The following is a 19,880-nucleotide window of genomic DNA, read 5'->3' on the forward strand; positions in this document are numbered from 1 at the left end:
TGTCTGAATCATGGCATTTCGCCCACTCACCGCCCGGGCACCCGCCGTCCTGCTTCGCGAAGCCAAACCGCTGAAAGCGATTTTCAGCCATGCACAACGCCTCGCCCACCTGCAGCGCCTGGTGGAAAGCCAGCTGCAGCCCGCGGCCCGCGAGCACTGTCATGTAGCCTCCTGGCGCGAAGGCAGCCTGCTGTTGATCGTCACCGACGGGCACTGGGCGACCCGCCTGCGCTACCAGCAAAAACGCCTGCAACGACAATTGCAGGCGTTCGATGTGTTCATCGGCCTGAACCGCATCCTGTTCAAGGTACAACCGCCGACCGTCCAGCAGGGCGCGGCCGGCCACACCATGGACCTGTCGATCAATGCCGCGCAGACCATCCAGGATACCGCCGACGGCATCAGCGATCCGAACCTGCGTGCGGCCCTCGAACGCCTGGCCAGCCACGCCAGGCCCAAGGCCTGAGCACTCAACGGCGCTTGTTGCCACCGAGCAACGAGCCCATCAAGCCACGGACCAACTGTCGCCCCAACTGATTCGCGGCCTGGCGCATGGCGGACTTCAGCGCCTGCCCCGCCGCCGTTCCGAGGAACTCGCCAGCCTTGTCCGCGAGGCTCGGCTCTTGCGCCGCTTCGCCGGCAGGTGCCGGTGCTTCGGTGATCGGCGCCTTGCGCGCCATCAGGATTTCATAGGCCGACTCACGATCGACAGGTTTGTCATAACGACCCAGCAGTGCCGACCCGGCGACCAGGGCCGCTCGCTCGGCTTCGCTCAACGGACCGATGCGCGATTGCGGAGGCGCGATCAGCACCCGCCGGACCATCTCCGGCGTGCCCTTGTCCTGCAGGGTGCCCACCAACGCCTCGCCAATCCCCAGTTCGGTCAGTACCGCCAGGGCCTCGAACGCCGGATTGGGCCGAAAGCCCTCGGCGACCGCCCGCAGCGACTTCTGCTCACGGGCCGTGAAGGCCCGCAGCCCATGCTGGATCCGCAGCCCCAACTGCGCCAGGATCGTATCCGGCAGGTCACCCGGCGATTGCGTGACGAAGTACACCCCGACGCCTTTCGAGCGAATCAGCCGGACCACCTGCTCCAGCCGATCCTGCAAGGCTTTCGGGGTGCCGGCGAACAACAGGTGTGCTTCATCGAAAAACAGCGCCAGCAGCGGTTTGTCCGCATCACCGCGCTCGGGCAATTGCTCGAACAGTTCGGCCAGCAGCCACAGCAGGAACGTTGCGTAGACCTTGGGCGCCTCGTGCACCAGGCGACTGGCATCGAGCAGGTGGATCCGCCCACGTCCATCGCTGGCCGGTTGCAGGATATCTTCCAACTGCAAGGCCGGCTCGCCGAACAGCGCTTCGGCGCCCTGCTGTTCCAGGGTCGCCAGGCGCCGCAACAGCGCCTGACTGGAACCGGTGGTCATCAGCGCGGCATCCTCGCCCAGCAGCTCGGGGTGATCCTTGAGGTGATTGAGCAGTGCCTTGAGGTCCTTCAGGTCGAGCAACAACAGGCCTTCGCGATCGGCCACCTTGAACGCGGCATATAAGGCCGATTGCTGGCTGTCCGTCAGTTCCAGCAACGCACCGATCAACAACGGCCCCATTTCGCTCAGGGTCGTGCGTAACGGATGACCGGATTGTCCATGGATATCCCACAAGGTCACCGGATAAGCCCTGGCCTGGTAATCCAGCCAGGGCATGCCGGCGATGCGCTCGGCCACCTTGCCCTGGGGATTGCCCGGTGCGCCCAGACCACAGAGATCCCCCTTGATATCCGCCGCGAACACCGCGACACCGGCGTCGCTGAAGGCTTCGGCCAGGCGTTGCAGGGTCACGGTCTTGCCGGTCCCGGTGGCTCCGGCGATAAGGCCGTGACGATTGGCCAGGCGCATGGCCTGGCCAATGGGCTGGCCCGTCGGGTCGGCGCCGAAAACAAGTTGTGCAGGATCCGTCATATCGTCACCCAGGGTTGGTCGCGCAGATAAACCTCTAGGATTTTAGCGGACCTGGGGAAACATCAACGGAAATCGTCTCGGACTCTTCCTGCAACTGCTGCCACAGTTCGGCGGCACCGGGAAACTCAGTACCGTCCTCACTGCTCATGGCTTCGGGGTCATAGCGGCTCAGACAGCCTTCCCCCAGGGTCGGCGGCGCCTTGGAGGTGGCCTTGTCGAGTGGATCGCCCATCACCAAACCTCCCGGCCCGTCGACGGGCGGTCAGAACACCACAGTCTTGTTACCGTGCACCAGCACACGGTCTTCCAGGTGATAACGCAGGCCACGGGCCAGCACCATCTTCTCGACATCACGGCCGAAACGTACCATGTCCTCGATGCTATCACTGTGACTCACACGCACCACATCCTGTTCGATGATCGGACCGGCATCCAGCTCTTCGGTCACGTAGTGGCAAGTCGCACCGATCAATTTCACCCCACGCAGGGACGCCTGGTGGTAAGGCTTGGCACCGACGAACGAAGGCAGGAAGCTGTGGTGGATATTGATGACCTTGTGCGCGTATTCGCTGCACAGTTCCGGCGGCAGGATCTGCATGTAGCGCGCCAGCACCACCACATCGGCATCATGATGCTTGACCAGGCGTGACACTTCGGCGAATGCCGGCTCCTTGTCCTGCGGGTTCACCGGCACGTGGTAATAAGGAATACCGTGCCACTCGACCATGCTGCGCAAATCGTTGTGGTTGGAAATCACGCAGGCGATCTCGCAATCGAGTTCATCACTGTGCCAGCGGTGCAGCAGGTCGGCCAGGCAATGGGATTCGCGGCTGGCCATCAAGACCACGCGTTTCTTCTGTTCGGTGTCGGTGATGCGCCAGGTCATGGAGAACTCTTCGGCGATCGGCGCAAATGCCTCTCGGAAAGCGTCCAGGCCAAACGGCAGGCTGTCGGCACGAATCTCGTGACGCATGAAGAACCAGCCGCTGAGGTTGTCGGAGTGATGGCTCGCTTCAGTGATCCAACCGTTGTAGGACGCCAGAAAGTTACTGACTTTGGCAACGATGCCAACGCGGTCGGGGCAAGCGATCACCAGCCGGAAAGTGCGCATGAGGGAAAAACTCCAGAACTTCGCAAAGGCCGCCATTCTAGCGAGTGCGCGGCAAAACTGCAGTATTCCTTGCAATGTGCGCTGCAACAGGCGGCCCGCGGGCCTTGACAACACCACAGGGCTCGCGACACCAACTGAAACAGTCGGCAGTTTCGATAGTTCAACAGCCCACTCCCGGGACTATTCTCAAGCGTCCCGGGCAGAACATCTAACAGGTGCACATCACCCACCTGCAAAGTTCAAAAATTAAATGCAACAAACATTCGCTTAAATGTTTACTTGGGCAAACTGTCTGACTACTATTGCGACACTGTACCCCGCCATACACGACTCACATAAGGTAGTCCTCATGTCCCTGATCACCAAATATCGCGCCACAGAAGAAGCTATCAAAGAACTGCAAGCTCAGATGGCAGCGATGGAAAAAGACGGCGCCCTGAAAAAAGAAATGGAATTCGAAAAAGAACTGCGCGCCTTGCTGGCCAAGCACGCCAAGTCGCTGCGCGACTGCCAGTTGATCCTGGACCCACAGGCCAAAGAAAAAGCCCCACGTGGCGGCGCGGTAAAAACTACTGGCACCAAGCGTGCGCGCAAGGTCAAGCAATACAAAAACCCGCACAACGGTGAAGTCATCGAAACCAAAGGTGGCAACCACAAGACTCTGAAAGAGTGGAAAGCCAAGTGGGGCGGTGACGTGGTTGAAGGCTGGGCCACTCTGCTGGGCTAAGCGAAATACCCGTCGCAGAGCTGTTTGCGACGCAGAAAAAACGCCAGCTTGCTGGCGTTTTTTATTACCTCGATTTAATCCGTCGCCCGCTCAATCCAGCGGAATGTTAAAACGAGTGCACAAAGAGAGTGCATGGCGCTGCCATTCACCGAGCACTTGTGCCTGCTCAGGCGTGGCATTGGTCAAACAGCTCGTAAGCGCTTGGCTAAATCCCGCCAGGGTATTTGGCGCGCCCCAGCTCGATTCACTCAAGCGCTGCCGACAGAATGTCTGCCAACGCTGTTGCTCTTCTTCGCTCAAGGTATCGGGAAAGTTACGTGCGCGATAACGGAATAATAATTCCGGCAAGCGCTCATCATCGAAAGGCCATTGCTCCCGTGTCAATTGCTCCGGCCCCGCGCCGCGTACTTGTTCACATAAGCGGCGGTCCCGATCACCAAGAAAACCGTCGTATAACTGCTGCTCGGGGTCTTCACAGGGGGTGAAGTCTTCTGCCGCATAAATCGCCTGGACTTTGTCCCGCCAAACTTCCTGTGTGTCATTAAGTCGCAGGCGACGGGCCTCATAGAGCGCCATGTCGAGTTGCAGGCGCCGCTGATCTTCTCCCCGTAACACCGTCATCGGCGCCACCACCGGGCAGCGATTGACGTGAATCAACTTGAGCGGCACCGGCAGTTGCCCGTCAACTCGGTGTTCATGACGGGTATACAAGTGCTGGCGCAGCGATTCGGCGTCCAGGTCCAGCAACGGCTGCGGATCCTGATGCAAGTCACAGACAATCAGCGCATTGCGATTGCGCGGATGCCAGGCCAATGGCAAGACCACGCCCAGGTAGTTGCGGGCGGCGGAAAAACGCCCGGAAATATGCACCATCGGTTGCAGCAGGCGAATCTGGTCCAGCACCCGCTGTTTGCTGCGCAGCTGGAAAAGCCAGTCATACAGCTTCGGCTGCTTCTCACGGATCAGCCGAGCCAGGGCGATGGTCGCGCGGACATCGGACAAGGCCTCGTGGGCATGGCCGTGATCGATGCCATTGGCGGCCGTCAGTCGCTCCAGCCGCAACGTTACCCGCCCGTCTTCCTCCGGCCAGACAATGCCCTGGGGCCGCAGTGCATAGGCGGCACGCACCACGTCGATCAGGTCCCAGCGACTGTTGCCGCCCTGCCATTCCCGCGCATAGGGATCGAAGAAGTTTCGGTACAGACTGTAACGCGTCACCTCGTCATCGAAGCGCAGGGTGTTGTAGCCGGCCCCACAGGTTCCCGGTTGCGCCAACTGGGCGTGCACCCGGGTCATGAAATCGGCCTCCGCCAGCCCCTGACTGGCCAGTTGCGAGGGTGTGATGCCGGTAATCATGCAGGCTGCCGGATGCGGCAGGATATCCTCGCTGGGCCGGCAGTAGAGGTTGACCGGCTCGTCGATCTCGTTGAGCTCGGCATCGGTACGGATGCCCGCCACCTGCAAGGCGCGGTCGCAGCGCGGATTGATCCCGGTGGTTTCGTAGTCGTACCAGAAGATGGTGGTCACGGCGTGTTCCTGAACAGAAGACCGGGGCAGTCTAGGCGTTCGATAGCCCTCCGGGCCAGTCACCCGGGTCAACTTATATATACAGTCGATTGCAGAGTTCGGTTGCTTCGCCCGGCAGCGCTGGCTAGGATCGGCCGACAAGTCCCTACCGACATGGCAGCCATGCCGCCGACTTCAAGCCCTACAAGGAATGTGCCGCTGCAAACGCCACTGGATACCCGTTACCAGGTCGAGACCCCGGAAGGTATCGACCTGCCCCTGCGCCCGGCCGGCCTGCCGGTGCGCGCGGTCGCGTTCGCCATCGACCTCGGTGTACGCGGTGTGATACTGGGCGCCCTGCTGTCGGTGCTGACCCTGCTGGACAAGCTCGGCGCAGGCCTCGGCTCGATCCTGCTGTTCCTGGTCAGCTGGTGGTACATGGTGCTGTTCGAAGTGCTCAACCAGGGCCGCTCGCCCGGTAAACAGCTGATGGGCCTGCGGGTGGTACACGATGACGGCACGCCGGTCGGCTGGTCCGCCTCGCTGACCCGCAACCTCCTGCGTTTCGTCGACATGTTGCCGTTCGGCTATTGCCTGGGCGCCCTCAGTTGCCTGCAGCATCCGACCTTCAAGCGCCTGGGTGACCTGGCCGGCGGCACGCTGGTGATCTACCGCGAACAACCGTTGTCGCGCCCGACCCTACCCGAAGCGGTGCCGAGAACCCCGGTGTTCGCCCTGCGCCTGAATGAACAACGGGCCCTCTTGAGTTTTGCCGAGCGCCAGGGCGAACTGTCCGCCGAGCGCGTCGATGAACTGGCCGGCCTCCTTGCCCCGGCGCTGCGGGTCCCGCCCTCCCTGGCCGTGACCGAACTGAACGGCATCGCCCGTGGTCTGTTAGGCCCAACATGAAACAGAGCCTCTTCGAAAGCCGCCATCAGCCCGAGTGGCAACAGTTCGCTCACCTGCTCGAACAGCTGGAACGCGGCAAGGCCAAGGCCGACACCTCGACACAGTTCCCCGCGGCCTATCGGCGCCTGTGCCATCAACTCGCACTGGCCCAGGAGCGCGGCTACAGCAGTCACCTGGTGGACCCGTTGCAACAGTTGGCCTTGCGCGGACACCAACAGCTTTACCGGCATCGCAGTCGCCTGGGCAGCCAGTTGCTGGGATTCATCCTCGCCGACTTCCCACGCCTGGTACGCCGGCAGTGGCCCTTTGTCCTGGTCGCCGGCCTGCTGTTCTTTGCCAGCCTGCTGCTGATCGGCGTGCTGGTCTATCTGTTCCCGGACCTGATCTACAGCATCGTCAGCCCGCAGCAGGTCGCCGACATGCAGAACATGTACGACCCCGCCGCCAGCCGGCTGGGACGCACCGCCGCGCGCGCCTCCAGCGAAGACTGGGCGATGTTCGGCTACTACATCATGAACAACATCGGCATTGCCTTTCAGACCTTTGCCGGCGGCTTGCTGTTCGGCCTGGGCAGCCTGTTCTTCCTGCTGTTCAACGGCCTGACCATCGGTGCGGTCGCCGGGCACCTGACCCAGATCGGCTTCGGCCAGACCTTCTGGTCCTTTGTCATCGCCCATGGCGCCTTCGAACTGACCGCCATCGCCCTGGCCGGTGCCGCCGGACTGCAATTGGGCTGGTCGCTGGTGGCGCCAGGCCGCCTGAGCCGGGGCGAGGCCCTGCGCCTGGCGGCGAAAAGCAGCATCCAGATGATTGCCGGCGTGATCCTGTTCCTGCTGATTGCCGCCTTTATCGAAGCCTACTGGTCCTCCCGACCCCAGCCGACGTTGCGGGTCAAGTACCTGGTGGGCGCGGGCTTGTGGTTGTTGGTGGCGGCTTACCTGCTGTTTGCCGGACGGAGTCGTCATGCGCCTGACTGACGCCAGCGTCGCCATCCGTCCACGCAGTGCCTGGGAAGCCATGGACCTCGGTATCCTGCTGGCCAGGCAGCACCGGGGCTTGCTGATGGCCAGTTGGGCAATCATCACCGTACCGGTCTTTGCCTTGCTGAGCCTGCTGCTGTGGGAGCATCCATCGATCGCCCTGCTGCTGTTCTGGTGGCTGAAACCGGCCTTTGAACGCCTGCCGCTGCATATCCTGTCCAAGGCCCTGTTCGGCGATACCCCGGATCTGAAACAGGCTCTTAAAGCCTGGCCCGGCCTGCTGAAACCACAACTGCTGGCGAGCCTGACCTGGCGCCGGCTGGGCCTGAGCCGCAGTTTCACCCTGCCGGTGCAACAACTCGAAGGCCTGGGCGGGCAAGCCCGGCAACAGCGCCTGCGCGTCCTGCTGCCACGGGCCAACCGGGGCGCGCGCTGGCTGACATTGATCGGCGTGCACCTGGAGTCAGTCCTGTGGATCGGCTGCATGGCGTTGTTCTATCTGCTGCTGCCACGGCAGATCGAGCTCGACTGGAACTGGCAGAAACTGGTGTTCGCCGCCCGGCACGGCTGGTTGTGGCTGGAACACCTGACCAACCTGTTCTATGTGCTGGTGCTGATTGTCTGGGAGCCGATCTACATCGCCTGCGGCTTCAGCCTCTACCTCAACCGACGCACCGTGCTGGAAGCCTGGGACATCGAGCTGATCTTCCGTCAATTGCGCCAACGCCTGGCGCCCGTGGTTGCCGGCCTGATGGTCACCGGCCTGCTACTGATCACCCTACCCGCTCCGGTCATGGCCGCCGTACCAGCGGCTCCGGACAGCCCACGCCTGCTGCAACAGCCGCTGACCAGCCAGGCGGCCCACGACTCGATCCAGGCACAGTTGGATGCAGCGCCCTTCAAGAACCGCGAAACCATCACCCGCTGGCGTCTGGGAGACACCTCGGCCAAGGACGAAAAGACTGCGCCCGGCTGGTTGCAGAGGCTGCTGGGCAACCTCGACAGCCGCACCTTCAACGGACTGGCCGACGGTCTGACAGTGCTGCTGTGGGGCTGCGCCTTCGGGCTGGTAGCTTGGTTGATCTGGCGTTATCGCGACTGGTTGCAAGCCTTTGTCAGCCGGCGTCCGAACCCGGCGGCAAAACCTCGCCCCGGCGCGCCGGCTCAACTGTTCGGGCTCGACCTGGCGACCGAGAGCCTGCCCGAGGACATCGCCGCCCATGCTGAAGCCCTCTGGCCCAGTCAGCCTCGCGAAGCCATGAGCCTGCTCTACCGCGGCTTGCTGAGCCGGCTGCTGCACGACTTCCAGGTGCCCTTGAAAAATGCCGACACCGAGGGCCAGGTACTGGAGCGGGTCGCGCACTTGCGGCAACCGGCACTGCAGGCGTTCAGCCAGAACCTCACCCGCCACTGGCAGAATCTTGCCTATGGCCACCGCCTGCCCTCGCCTGAACTGCAACAGGAATTGTGCAACGGCTGGCGCCAGCTGTTCGGCCCCGGGGGCCGCTCATGAAGCGTCGCTGGCCACTGCTCGCAGCCTTGCTGATCGGCGCCCTGCTGCTCGGCCTGGGCCTGTACCTGTATCACAAGGCGGTGCCCTACCCGGTGGTCATCGACCATGGCCCGTCCCCCGAAGCCCGCGCCTATCCCTACCTAGCCGCGGAAAACTTCCTGCGCCAGCACGGCCTTGACGTCCACCACGCCAACGACCTGCGAATCCTCCCGGATCTGGACCCGCGCCACCATAGCCTGATGCTGCTCGGCGATCGCTCGGACATGACCCCGCGCCAGGCCGACCAGTTGCTCAACTGGGCCCGGGCCGGCGGTCGCCTGCTGTTCGTTGCCGAAGCCCTCTGGGACCCGCGCCAAGGACGTAGCGGCGACCTGCTGCTGGACCGCGTGCAACTGCGCCAGTCTATGAGCAAGGACCTCAAGGGCGACGGCCCCGAGCCCGAGGACAAGTACTACCCGCAACTGACCCGGATGTACCTGGAGGACGAAGACGCTCCGGCCTACTTCAGTTTCGACACGGCCTTCCACCTGTCCGACCCGAAGAACCTGGTGCAATCCTGGGCCAGCAGTGCCACCTCCACACACCTGATGCAAATGAACTACGGCCTCGGCTCGGTCACCGTCCTCACCGACGCCGACCTCTGGACCAACGCCGCCATCGGGCGCTACGACAACGCCTGGCTACTTTGGTACCTGAGCCAGGACAGCGATGTCACGCTGCTGTTCAACACCGACCACGACAACCTGCTCAGCCTGTTGCTGCGCTATTTCCCCCAGGCACTGGTAGCACTCGCCGCCCTGGTCGCCCTGTGGTTGTGGCACATCGGCCTGCGCCAGGGCCCGTTGCAGACACCGGCCTCGAAGGCCCGTCGACAATTGCAGGAGCACCTGCGGGCCAGTGCCGACTTCCTGCTTCGGCGCAACGGCCAGGACGCTCTGCTGCAAGCCCTGCAACAAGACATCCTGCGCCGTGCCCGCAGACGACATCCCGGATTCGAACGGCTCGGCGTTGCCGACCAGTGGCAGGTGCTTGCGCGCCTGACCCGCCAACCCACCAGTGCCATCAGCCAGGCTTTGCGCCCACGCCCGAAACAGCGCCTTTCCAGCGCTGACTTCAGCCGCCAGGTCGCCCACCTGCAAACCCTCAGGAATGCCCTATGAGCGAACATCCAACGGAACCGGCACCGGCGGTCGACGCCGAGGCCCATGCCCTCCAGCAGCGCCATCGCGCCAGCCAGTTGGCCCAGGCCGTACGCCACGAACTGCAAAAGGCGCTGATCGGCCAGGACGCGGTCATCGACGATGTCCTCACCGCGCTGATCGCCGGCGGCCATGTCTTACTCGAAGGCGTTCCCGGGCTCGGCAAGACCCTCCTGGTACGAGCCCTGGCCCGCTGCTTCGGTGGCGACTTCGCACGAATTCAGTTCACCCCGGACCTGATGCCCAGCGATGTTACCGGACATGCCGTCTACGACCTGCAGACCGAGCAGTTCAAATTGCGCAAGGGCCCGCTGTTCACCAACCTGCTGCTGGCCGACGAGATCAACCGGGCACCGGCGAAAACCCAGGCGGCACTGCTCGAAGCCATGCAGGAGCGCCAGGTCACCCTCGAGGGTCGTGCCCTGCCGATTGCCCAGCCGTTCATGGTGCTGGCCACCCAGAACCCGATCGAACAGGAAGGCACCTATCCGCTGCCCGAGGCCGAACTGGACCGCTTCATGCTCAAGCTGCGCATGGACTATCCCGAGGCCGAGCAGGAGTTGAACATGGTCCGCCAGGTCACCCGCTCGACCAAGGCCGACATGCTCGACGTGCAACCGCTGCGCACCGTGCTGCAAGCCAAGGATGTGCTGGCCCTGCAACGTATCGCCAGCGACCTGCCGCTGGACGAACAGGTCCTCGACTATGCCGTGCGCCTCGCCCGCGCCACCCGTACCTGGCCCGGCCTGACGCTCGGCGCCGGCCCCCGTGCCTCGATCGCCCTGGTCCGCGGCGCACGGGCACGAGCCTTGTTGCGCGGCGGCGATTTCGTCATACCGGACGATGTAAAAGGCTGTGCGCTGGCCGTCCTGCGCCATCGGGTGCGTATCGCCCCGGAACTGGATATAGAAGGTCTGTCGGTCGAACAGGTGCTCAGGCAACTGCTCGACCAGGTTCCGGCGCCGCGCCTGTGAGTAACCGCGAACGATGAAACCCTCACGGCTATTGCTGATCTGGCTGGGCGTACTGCTCGGGCTCGGGATCCTTCTCGGGGTGCTCAAGGCCCTGGCCGTCGGGGTGCCGGAAAGCCTCGATGCGATTGGCTGGGGGCTGTTGCTGGCACTGTTGCTGCTGGCCGTGCTGGACGCCGCGCGGCTGCGACGCCTGCCCTCGCCACGCCTGCAACGGCAGATGCCCGGCAGCCTGGCCCTGGGCCGCTGGGGCGAGGTGCGCATCGAGCTGCAGCACGATTATCCGGATGAACTGCAGCTGCAGGTGTTCGACCATGTCCCCGACGGCGTGGCTTTCGAGCACCTGCCGCAGTCCATCACCCTGCAACCCGGGAAAAAAAGTGAGCTGGGTTACCGCGTGCGCCCCCTGCGCCGTGGGCATTTCACCTTCGAGCGCTGCGAAATCAGCCTGCCCAGTCCGCTGGGCCTCTGGTCGCAACGGCGTTATCTGGCGCTCGACGACGCCACCCGGGTCTACCCCGACTTCGCCCGGCTCTATGGCGCACGGCTGCTGGCGGTGGATAACTGGCTCAGCCAACTCGGCGTGCGCCAGCGCCAACGGCGTGGCCTGGGCCTGGAGTTCAACCAGTTACGTGAATTTCGCGAAGGCGACAGCCTGCGCCAGATCGACTGGAAAGCCACAGCCCGGCAGCGCACACCGATTGCCCGGGAGTACCAGGATGAACGCGACCAGCAGATCATCTTCATGCTCGACTGCGGACGCCGCATGCGCAGCCAGGACGGCGAGCTGGCGCACTTCGATCACGCCCTCAACGCCTGCCTGTTGCTCAGTTACGTGGCCCTGCGCCAGGGCGACGCGGTCGGCCTGAGCACTTTTGCCGGTGATCAGCCACGTTTCCTGTCACCAGTCAAAGGCCAGGGTCAGCTCAACCTGCTGCTCAATGCGGTCTACGACCTGGACAGCAGCCAGCGACCGGCGGATTACCAGGCCGCCGCCAGCCAGGTCCTGGCCCGGCAAAAGCGTCGGGCCCTGGTGGTGCTGGTAACCAACCTGCGGGATGAAGACGACGAAGAACTGCTGACCGCGGTCAAGCGCCTGGGCCGCCAGCACCGGGTACTGGTCGCCAGCCTGCGCGAGGAAATCCTCGACCAGTTGCGCCAGAGCCCGGTCCAGACCCTGCCCGAAGCCCTCGCCTACTGCGGCACGGTCGACTACCTGAATGCCCGGGCCAACCTGCATGAGCGCCTCAACGCCCATGGGGTTCCCGTGCTCGATGCGCGCCCTAGCGAACTCGGCGCCGAGCTGGTCAGTCGCTACCTCAGCTGGAAGAAAGCCGGGACCCTCTGAAGCCGGAGGGTTTGCCCGCTATGCCGAAGCCTCCAACGGATAAAAGCTGAAGTAGTGCTGCAACGCATCCACCAGTTTCTGATACGCCTCGGGAGGCTCGGACAGGACAAAGCCCGAGTCGTAATAACCCGGCGTGACCTCTTCATGGGACCAGAGACAACGGGCATCCAGATCGATGAACTGGACCGTGTCATCCGTTCCGGGGAGTTTGAGTTGCAGCTTGAAGTCCGCATTCACCAACAGCGGCAACTGGCTGATCAGCATCAGCCCTTCGTCGGAAACATTGCCCAGATAGCCTATGGGCTTGTCGGTGAAGCGGTTGAACACTTTCAGGAAGTACGGCAACTGGTGCCGCTCGATACGACGGTCGGTAGGCATGTCGATGATCGCTATACAAGACCATTAAGCATGGCCGCGCTAGTGCTTCGGAGCAGGGCCGGCAGGCCCGCTCTCCCTTGGCCTCGGCGCGACGGCAGCGGATCGCCCTATCGCATTACATCTACCGAGCCATGGTTTTCAACTCGAATGAATTGATAAAACTCAAACCATACACCCGAACTGTAGCTGAAAGCTGGCAGAGAGCCAGCTTATATTGCAGCCATCATTACAAAGCTGCCGGTCTTGGCTGGGCCGGGACCGCACCGTCGGCATGCCCCAACTGGCGCAAGGTATCCAGGCGGGCCTGGGCACGGTAGGCGTACTCGCTATACGGGAACTGGGTGATGATGAACCGATAGGTCTGTGCCGCGTCGACGAACAGTTTCTGGCGCTCCAGGCACTGGCCGCGAAGCATCGACACTTCCGGCTGGACGTAGGGCCGGGTACGGCTCTCACGATCGACCTGGGACAGTTGCAGCATCACGTCTTCGCAATTGCCCCGGTCATAGGAGCGGTAGGCATTGTTCAGGTGGCTGTTCATAGACCAGCGGGTGCAACCGACGACACTGGCGGCCAAGACTAAAACGAGCAAAATTCGCATGGATATCTCCTGTTCCTGGCAGTGTATCGACCTGTCGGCGAAAATCTTCAGAGTGTTCGTCAAACAACATATCCGAAAAAAACTTCTTCGCCGAAAAGTAGTGCAAATGAACAATGACTACAGCACAGGACCATAGTAGCCTCTCGTTGCGCTTGAACTCAGGAGTCTCTGCATGTCCGTTCGTCGTACTAAAATCGTCGCCACACTGGGCCCGGCCAGCAACTCGCCGGAAGTTCTGGAACAGCTGATTCTGGCTGGCCTGGACGTCGCCCGCCTGAACTTTTCCCACGGCACCCCCGACGAGCACAAGGCTCGCGCCAAGCTGGTCCGCGACCTTGCGGCCAAGCACGGGCGCTTCGTCGCGCTCCTGGGTGACCTGCAGGGCCCGAAGATCCGTATCGCCAAATTCGCCAACAAGCGTATCGAGCTGAAGATCGGTGATCAATTCACCTTCTCCACCAGCCATCCGCTGACCGAAGGCAACCAGCAGGTCGTCGGTATCGACTACCCGGATCTGGTCAAGGATTGCGGCGTGGGCGACGAGCTGCTGCTCGACGACGGTCGCGTGGTCATGCGCGTCGACACCGCGACCGACACCGAACTGCGTTGCACCGTGACCATCGGTGGCCCGCTGTCGGACCACAAGGGTATCAACCGTCGCGGTGGCGGCCTGACCGCTCCGGCCCTGACCGAAAAGGACAAGGCAGACATCAAGCTCGCCGCTGAAATGGAAGTGGACTACCTCGCGGTTTCCTTCCCACGCGACGCCGCCGACATGGAGTACGCCCGCAAACTGCGCGACGAAGCCGGCGGTACTGCCTGGCTGGTGGCGAAGATCGAGCGCGCCGAAGCCGTGGCCGACGACGAAACCCTCGACGGCCTGATCAAGGCCAGCGACGCCGTCATGGTTGCCCGTGGGGACCTCGGTGTGGAAATCGGCGACGCCGAGCTGGTGGGCATCCAGAAGAAAATCATTCTGCATGCACGCCGCCACAACAAGGCCGTGATCGTTGCGACCCAGATGATGGAGTCGATGATCCAGAACCCGATGCCGACCCGCGCCGAAGTGTCCGACGTCGCCAACGCCGTACTGGACTACACCGACGCCGTCATGCTGTCGGCTGAAAGCGCCGCCGGTGCCTACCCGCTGGAAGCCGTGCAGGCCATGGCGCGTATCTGTGTCGGTGCGGAAAAGCACCCGACCAGCAAGACCTCCAGCCACCGTATCGGCAAGGTCTTCGAAAGCTGCGACCAGAGCATTGCCCTGGCCGCCATGTACACCGCCAACCACTTCCCGGGCGTCAAGGCGATCATCGCCCTGACCGAAAGCGGCTACACGCCGTTGATCATGTCGCGGATCCGTTCGTCCGTGCCGATCTACGCGTTCTCCCCGCACCGTGAAACCCAGGCTCGCGCAGCGATGTTCCGCGGCGTCTACACCGTACCGTTCGACCCGGCTTCACTGCCGCCTGAGCAAGTCAGCCAGGCCGCGGTGGACGAGCTGCTCAAGCGTGGCGTGGTCGAGCAGGGCGACTGGGTCATCCTGACCAAGGGCGACAGCTACCACACCATCGGCGGCACCAACGGCATGAAGATCCTGCATGTCGGCGACCCGATGGTCTGAGTGACCTGACGCCGTACCCGAAGCCTCGCCGCAGCATGACTGCCGCGAGGCTTTTTTAATGCCGGGAGAAACCCTCTCCAGACATTCCTTCAGCGCTTGGCCATGAATCCCGACAGTGCGGCAATCGCCTCGGGCGAACGCAAGCGCTGAACAAACAACTCGCCCTCGGCCTCCACCACCTTGCGCAGTTGCTCGCGGTCCGGGGCCTTCATCAGTTCCTTGCTGATCTGTACCGCGGCCGGCGCCAGCTGCTCGAAACGCAGTGCCGCTTCCCTGGCCTTGGCCAGCGTCTCGGCCCCACTCGGCAAAGCCGCTGTCGCTAGCCCCCAGGCCGCCGCCTGTTCCCCGCTGAAGCCTTCGCCCAGGAGCAACAGCTCGGCAGCCCGGGCATGGCCGACCAGGCGCGGCAGCAACAGGCTGGAACCGAATTCCGGGCACAGGCCCAGGTTGACGAACGGCATCCGCAGCCGCGCGTCGGCGCTGACATAGACCAGGTCGCAGTGCAGCAGCAAGGTCGTGCCGATCCCCACCGCCGGTCCCGCCACGGCGGCGACCAGCGGCTTGCGGCAATCGAGCAGGCTGCGCATGAAATGGAAGACCGGGCTGTCGAGGTCGCTCGGCGGCTCTTCGAGAAAATCGGCGATATCGTTGCCGCTGGTAAAACACTCTTCACTGCCGCGAATCAGCACCGCCCTGATCGCCGGGTCCTCGTCGGCCTGGCGCAATGCCTGGCCCAGCCGGCTGTACATGGCGCGAGTCAGGGCGTTCTTCTTGTCGGCACGGTTCAGGCGCAGGGTCAGCAGACCGCCTTCGCGCTCAATTACAATCGCGTCAGTCATCACGGCTCTCTTGTTATGGACGTTCTGTTTGAGGCTCTCTGTTTTGGGCTCTCAATTTTAAAAAGCCCCCGGCGTTCAACCCCGCGGCAGGAAGACATCCGCCAGCAGTTGATTGCGCGGCAATCCGGCCAGGTACAGGCGTTTGGCAAAGGCCTCGACACTGGCCGGAGCACCACAGAGTAGAGCCAGGGTTTGTCGCGAGACAAGCCGCAGTTTGGCCAGAAACTCCGGCAGTTCGGCCCCGACCAGGTATTCGACCGTGACATTGTCATGGGCTGCAGCCAGTTCGGCCAGCTCGGCGGCCAGGTAGTGCTCCTGACGATCATGGGCCAGGTGCACGAGACGGATCGGTCCTTCATGGCCCTGACGCAAGGCTTCGCGCAACACACTCCACAACGGCCCGAGACCGGTACCGGCCGCCAGCAACCAGAGTGGCCGCGCATGCCAGTCCGGATCGTAATGCAAGGCGCCGCCACGCAACTCACCCAGGCGAATCACTTCACCGATGCTGAAGCGCCGGGCCGCGTCGCTGAATTCGCCGGGCTGGCGACAATCGAGGTGAAACTCCAGATGGCGATCTTCCTGGGGCAGACTCGCCAATGAATAAGGCCGCGCAACACCCTGGATGGTCCACAGCACCAGGTGCTGGCCGGCGCGATAACGCAGCGCACGCTCCGGCAACAGCCGCAGGCGCAACACCGTCGGGCTCAACCAGTCGAGTTCGGCGATATGGGCCGCGGCGCCATCCCGCAACGGATCGAAGACTTCCAGGCGCAGGTCCTCCCGCACCTGGCACTGGCAGGCCAGGCGCCAGCCATGTTCACGCTGCACAAGGGTCAGGGCATCCGGTTGATTGTCCTGCGGCTCGCCCTGCAGACAATGCACCAGGCAGGCATGGCAACTGCCCGCCCGACAACTGTAGGGCACCCTCACCCCGGCCTGGTTCAAGGCATCGAGCAGATTGCTGCCGATGGCCACCGACCAGGCGCGTTCACCGACCCGCAACTCAGGCATCGCTGTATTCCCAGGCGGCACAACAGCGATTGCGCCCGTCGCGCTTGGCGCGGTACAGCGCCTGGTCGGCACGCTGCAAGGCATCGTCCAGATCGTCGTCCTCGGCCACCAGGGTCATGCCCACCGACAGGCTCAGGTTGCTGACCGTCACGCCGACCAGCTCGACCTGGGTAAAGGCCAGGCGCAGGCGTTCGCAGCAGGCCGTCAGGCGCTCGGGATCGGCATTGGGCAAGAGCAGCACGAATTCTTCTCCACCATAACGGGCCAGCACATCGCCCTCGCGGACACAGGCGCCGGCCACGCCGGCAAATGCCTGCAACACCTGGTCACCGGCCGCATGCCCATGGACGTCATTGATGCGCTTGAAGTGATCGAGGTCGATCAACGCCAGGCCGTGCACCGTATCCGGGTCCATCAGTTCCAGTTCCCGGGAAGCCAGGCGCAGGAAGTGCCGACGATTATACAGGCCGGTCAGTTCGTCGGTGGCGACCAGGTCTTCCAACTGACGCATCATCCCGCGCAGCGTGTCCTGGTGGGCCTGCAAGGCAAACCGTCGCTGGCGCATGCGTTGCCGCGACGCCTGCACATAACTGGCATACAGGCACAACCACGCCAGCACCACGAACAGCACGCAGACCTGCAACGCCGCCAGTCCGGGATCGGGCAGCCGGAACTGATAGCCTTCCCAGAGATTCAGCGCAGCAAAGCTGAAGAACACCAGCACCGCGCAACGCACGAATTTGCGCCGCGGCAGATGAAACAGACCGAACAGCAGCACCAACGGGTAGAACACCAGGAAGGTGCCGCGGGCATGCTCGAGATTGGCCATCATGTAGGTTTGCCAGCCCAGCCCCAGCAACACCTGGAACTCGGTCAGGCTCGGATCGCGAAAGCGCAGGTTGCGACCACTGAAAAACAGCCAGCCGAGTCCACCCTGGCTGGCAATCACCAGGCCGGTACTGACCAACCCCGTGGTGATGCTGGCTCGGTAGTGGTCGGTAAGAATCGCCGCCCAGACCAGCAGCAATGCCAGCACATAGGTGCCGGCAGCCAGGGCAAAGCGTTTGCGTAACAGACTCTGTATGGCTTTATGGGTCAATCTATGACTCACCGTGCGCTGAGGGCTCAAGGGGTTTCCTTCCCGTACAGGCCACTTGCCACTCTAGTGATCTGAATCAAAAATGACTATTCAATTTTTTACAACTAGTACAGCTTCTACTGTACGAGCACGCAAGAACGATGCCTACCGTCACCCGACCATGGTTTGACCACTGACGGATGTGCCCGACAGCCGGGCGGGTTATACTGCCGCGCCTTTTTTGTGCCGGTCCTGCGTGCCCGGCCAGCCTCAAAAGATGTTTTCGACAGACCCAGGCGCCCTGCCTCGGGGGAGCGTTCAAAATTGAACAGTCCCCCGAGGCAGTGCGCCCATTGGTCGCAAACACCTTACTTGAATGTTCCCGTCTTTATAGAGGAGCGCGACCCATGACCGTGATCAAGCAAGACGACCTGATACAGAGCGTTGCTGACGCCCTTCAGTTCATTTCCTACTACCACCCCGTGGACTTCATCCAGGCCATGCACGAGGCCTACCTGCGGGAAGAGTCGCCGGCCGCCCGTGACTCCATGGCACAGATCCTGATCAACTCGCGCATGTGCGCCACCGGCCACCGGCCGATCTGCCAGGACACCGGGATCGTCACCGTATTCGTCCGCGTCGGCATGGACGTGCGCTGGGATGGCGCCACCATGGGCCTGGACGACATGATCAACGAAGGCGTGCGTCGCGCTTACAACCTGCCGGAAAACGTCCTGCGCGCCTCGATCCTGGCCGACCCGGCCGGTGCCCGCAAGAACACCAAGGACAACACCCCGGCGGTCATCCACTACTCCATCGTTCCGGGCAACACCGTGGAAGTGGACGTAGCGGCCAAGGGCGGCGGTTCCGAGAACAAGTCGAAGATGGCCATGCTCAACCCGTCCGACTCGATCGTCGACTGGGTCCTGAAGACCGTGCCGACCATGGGCGCCGGCTGGTGCCCACCGGGCATGCTCGGCATCGGCATCGGCGGCACCGCCGAGAAAGCCGCGGTCATGGCCAAGGAAGTGTTGATGGAGTCCATCGACATCCACGAGTTGAAGAAGCGTGGCCCGTCCAACCGTATCGAAGAAATGCGCCTGGAGTTGTTCGAGAAGGTCAACCAGCTGGGCATCGGTGCCCAGGGCCTGGGCGGCCTGACCACCGTGCTCGACGTGAAGATCATGGACTACCCGACCCACGCCGCCTCCCTGCCGGTGTGCATGATCCCCAACTGTGCCGCCACCCGTCACGCGCACTTCGTGCTCGACGGTTCCGGCCCGGCCTCGCTGGAAGCGCCACCGCTGGACGCCTACCCGGAAATCGTCTGGGAAGCCGGTCCGTCGGCCCGTCGTGTCAACCTCGACACCCTGACCCCGGAAGACGTGCAGAGCTGGAAGCCGGGCGAAACCGTCCTGCTCAACGGCAAGATGCTCACCGGTCGCGACGCCGCGCACAAGCGCATGGTGGAAATGCTGAACAAGGGTGAAACCTTGCCGGTGGACCTCAAGGGTCGCTTCATCTACTACGTCGGCCCGGTTGATCCGGTACGTGAAGAAGTCGTCGGTCCAGCCGGTCCGACCACCGCCACGCGCATGGACAAGTTCACCCGGCAGATCCTCGACCAGACCGGCCTGTTGGGCATGATCGGCAAATCCGAGCGCGGTCCGACCGCCATCGAAGCGATCAAGGACCACAAGGCCGTGTACCTGATGGCCGTGGGTGGTGCCGCCTACCTGGTCGCCCAGGCGATCAAGAAATCCAAGGTCGTCGCCTTTGCCGAACTGGGCATGGAAGCGATCTACGAGTTCGAGGTCAAGGACATGCCGGTCACGGTTGCCGTCGATGCCAAGGGCGAATCGGTACACATCACCGGTCCGGCAATCTGGCAGAAAAAGATCAGCGACAGCCTGGCGGTAGAAGTGCAGTAACGGTTCCGTTGCAGGAAAAGAGGCGGCCCGGTTGATCCGGGCCGCTTTTTTATTGCCTGGAAAACAGCATTGCTCTCTGTAGGAGCCGGCTTGCCGGCGATAGCGCCCGGACAAGCACCGCAAGGCTCAAGGGCCTCATCGCTGGCAAGCCAGCTCCTACACGGATCGTGGCGGCCACGAGACTTCGCGGTGAGAC

At 63.0% G+C, this 19,880-nt stretch carries 19 protein-coding genes; 10 read left to right on the forward strand and 9 right to left on the reverse strand.

The genetic code is table 11. The annotated features are described in order from the left end of the window. The first annotated feature begins 10 nt into the window (after positions 1–10). Positions 11–466: a DUF721 domain-containing protein gene (locus tag HX851_RS37585; protein WP_177057221.1), complete on the forward strand. Its 456-nt coding sequence runs from the start codon at positions 11–13 to the stop codon at positions 464–466. 4 nt (positions 467–470) lie between these two features. Here HX851_RS37585 and HX851_RS37590 read toward each other — a convergent pair whose 3' ends face one another. From HX851_RS37590 to purU, 3 genes are read right to left on the reverse strand one after another with little or no spacing between them, the layout of a single operon-like run. Next, entirely contained in the window at positions 471–1,955 is a 1,485-nt protein-coding gene (locus HX851_RS37590) for a helicase HerA-like domain-containing protein (RefSeq protein ID WP_177057222.1), read from the reverse strand. 34 nt (positions 1,956–1,989) lie between these two features. Beyond that, positions 1,990–2,187: a hypothetical protein gene (locus tag HX851_RS37595; RefSeq protein ID WP_177057223.1), complete on the reverse strand. Its 198-nt coding sequence runs from the start codon at positions 2,185–2,187 to the stop codon at positions 1,990–1,992. Between the two features lie 30 nt (positions 2,188–2,217). Next, positions 2,218–3,066, reverse strand: coding sequence for a formyltetrahydrofolate deformylase (gene purU / locus HX851_RS37600; RefSeq protein ID WP_042934597.1), 849 nt, complete (start codon positions 3,064–3,066; stop codon positions 2,218–2,220). A gap of 349 nt (positions 3,067–3,415) precedes the next feature. Here purU and mvaT point away from each other — a divergent pair, with 349 nt between their 5' ends. Further along, positions 3,416–3,793, forward strand: a complete 378-nt coding sequence (gene mvaT / locus HX851_RS37605; RefSeq protein ID WP_177057224.1) for a histone-like nucleoid-structuring protein MvaT — start codon at positions 3,416–3,418, stop codon at positions 3,791–3,793. A gap of 90 nt (positions 3,794–3,883) precedes the next feature. On the opposite strand, the gene sbcB is transcribed toward mvaT, so the two are convergent. After that, positions 3,884–5,320 (reverse strand): exodeoxyribonuclease I, encoded by a 1,437-nt coding sequence (gene sbcB, locus HX851_RS37610; RefSeq protein WP_177064705.1) that lies wholly within the window; start codon positions 5,318–5,320, stop codon positions 3,884–3,886. Positions 5,321–5,482: 162 nt separating this feature from the next. Here sbcB and HX851_RS37615 point away from each other — a divergent pair, with 162 nt between their 5' ends. Genes HX851_RS37615 through HX851_RS37640 form a run of 6 tightly spaced genes read left to right on the forward strand, consistent with a single transcriptional unit; the run spans position 5,483 to position 12,219 of the window. Continuing rightward, the gene (locus HX851_RS37615; protein WP_177064703.1) at positions 5,483–6,208 is read left to right on the forward strand and encodes an RDD family protein; all 726 of its coding nucleotides are present in this window, start codon (positions 5,483–5,485) and stop codon (positions 6,206–6,208) included. Continuing rightward, positions 6,205–7,185 (forward strand): stage II sporulation protein M, encoded by a 981-nt coding sequence (locus HX851_RS37620; RefSeq protein WP_177064701.1) that lies wholly within the window; start codon positions 6,205–6,207, stop codon positions 7,183–7,185. The genes HX851_RS37615 and HX851_RS37620 overlap by 4 nt, the downstream gene beginning before the upstream one ends. Continuing rightward, on the forward strand, positions 7,172–8,701 hold the full coding sequence (locus tag HX851_RS37625; RefSeq protein ID WP_177057228.1) for a DUF4129 domain-containing protein: 1,530 nt from the start codon (positions 7,172–7,174) through the stop codon (positions 8,699–8,701). Before HX851_RS37620 ends, HX851_RS37625 begins: the two co-directional genes overlap by 14 nt. Further along, the gene (locus tag HX851_RS37630; RefSeq protein ID WP_177064699.1) at positions 8,698–9,861 is read left to right on the forward strand and encodes a DUF4350 domain-containing protein; all 1,164 of its coding nucleotides are present in this window, start codon (positions 8,698–8,700) and stop codon (positions 9,859–9,861) included. Before HX851_RS37625 ends, HX851_RS37630 begins: the two co-directional genes overlap by 4 nt. Next, a complete protein-coding gene (locus HX851_RS37635) occupies positions 9,858–10,874 on the forward strand; it encodes an AAA family ATPase (protein ID WP_177057230.1) in 1,017 nt (338 codons plus the stop codon). Before HX851_RS37630 ends, HX851_RS37635 begins: the two co-directional genes overlap by 4 nt. A 13-nt stretch (positions 10,875–10,887) precedes the next feature. Next, the gene (locus HX851_RS37640) at positions 10,888–12,219 is read left to right on the forward strand and encodes a DUF58 domain-containing protein (protein ID WP_177057231.1); all 1,332 of its coding nucleotides are present in this window, start codon (positions 10,888–10,890) and stop codon (positions 12,217–12,219) included. 18 nt (positions 12,220–12,237) lie between these two features. Here HX851_RS37640 and HX851_RS37645 read toward each other — a convergent pair whose 3' ends face one another. Together HX851_RS37645 and HX851_RS37650 are read right to left on the reverse strand one after the other, a co-directional pair. After that, complete coding sequence (locus HX851_RS37645) at positions 12,238–12,597, reverse strand: PilZ domain-containing protein (protein WP_177057232.1); 360 nt, start codon at positions 12,595–12,597, stop codon at positions 12,238–12,240. Between the two features lie 226 nt (positions 12,598–12,823). Then, a complete protein-coding gene (locus tag HX851_RS37650; protein WP_042934583.1) occupies positions 12,824–13,198 on the reverse strand; it encodes a tetratricopeptide repeat protein in 375 nt (124 codons plus the stop codon). A 172-nt stretch (positions 13,199–13,370) separates the two neighbouring features. On the opposite strand from HX851_RS37650, the gene pyk reads away from it, so the two are divergent. After that, positions 13,371–14,822, forward strand: a complete 1,452-nt coding sequence (pyk, locus tag HX851_RS37655; RefSeq protein WP_017124326.1) for a pyruvate kinase — start codon at positions 13,371–13,373, stop codon at positions 14,820–14,822. An 89-nt stretch (positions 14,823–14,911) separates the two neighbouring features. Here the strand turns inward: pyk and HX851_RS37660 are convergent, their stop codons facing one another. The 3 genes from HX851_RS37660 to HX851_RS37670 all read right to left on the reverse strand — a co-directional run bounded on the left by HX851_RS37660 (position 14,912) and on the right by HX851_RS37670 (position 17,774). Further along, complete coding sequence (locus tag HX851_RS37660; protein WP_177057234.1) at positions 14,912–15,661, reverse strand: enoyl-CoA hydratase-related protein; 750 nt, start codon at positions 15,659–15,661, stop codon at positions 14,912–14,914. Between the two features lie 75 nt (positions 15,662–15,736). Next, complete coding sequence (locus HX851_RS37665; protein WP_177064697.1) at positions 15,737–16,675, reverse strand: iron-sulfur-binding ferredoxin reductase; 939 nt, start codon at positions 16,673–16,675, stop codon at positions 15,737–15,739. Then, positions 16,668–17,774: a GGDEF domain-containing protein gene (locus tag HX851_RS37670; protein WP_177057236.1), complete on the reverse strand. Its 1,107-nt coding sequence runs from the start codon at positions 17,772–17,774 to the stop codon at positions 16,668–16,670. The genes HX851_RS37665 and HX851_RS37670 overlap by 8 nt, the downstream gene beginning before the upstream one ends. 386 nt (positions 17,775–18,160) lie before the next feature. Between HX851_RS37670 and HX851_RS37675 the strand changes: the two genes are divergently transcribed. After that, positions 18,161–19,684 carry a fumarate hydratase gene (locus tag HX851_RS37675; protein ID WP_017124330.1) on the forward strand — a complete coding sequence of 508 codons (1,524 nt, stop codon included), beginning with the start codon at positions 18,161–18,163 and terminating at the stop codon, positions 19,682–19,684. Positions 19,685–19,880 lie beyond the last annotated feature (196 nt).

Source organism: Pseudomonas gingeri (assembly GCF_013385635.1).
Classification (GTDB): domain Bacteria; phylum Pseudomonadota; class Gammaproteobacteria; order Pseudomonadales; family Pseudomonadaceae; genus Aquipseudomonas; species Aquipseudomonas gingeri_A.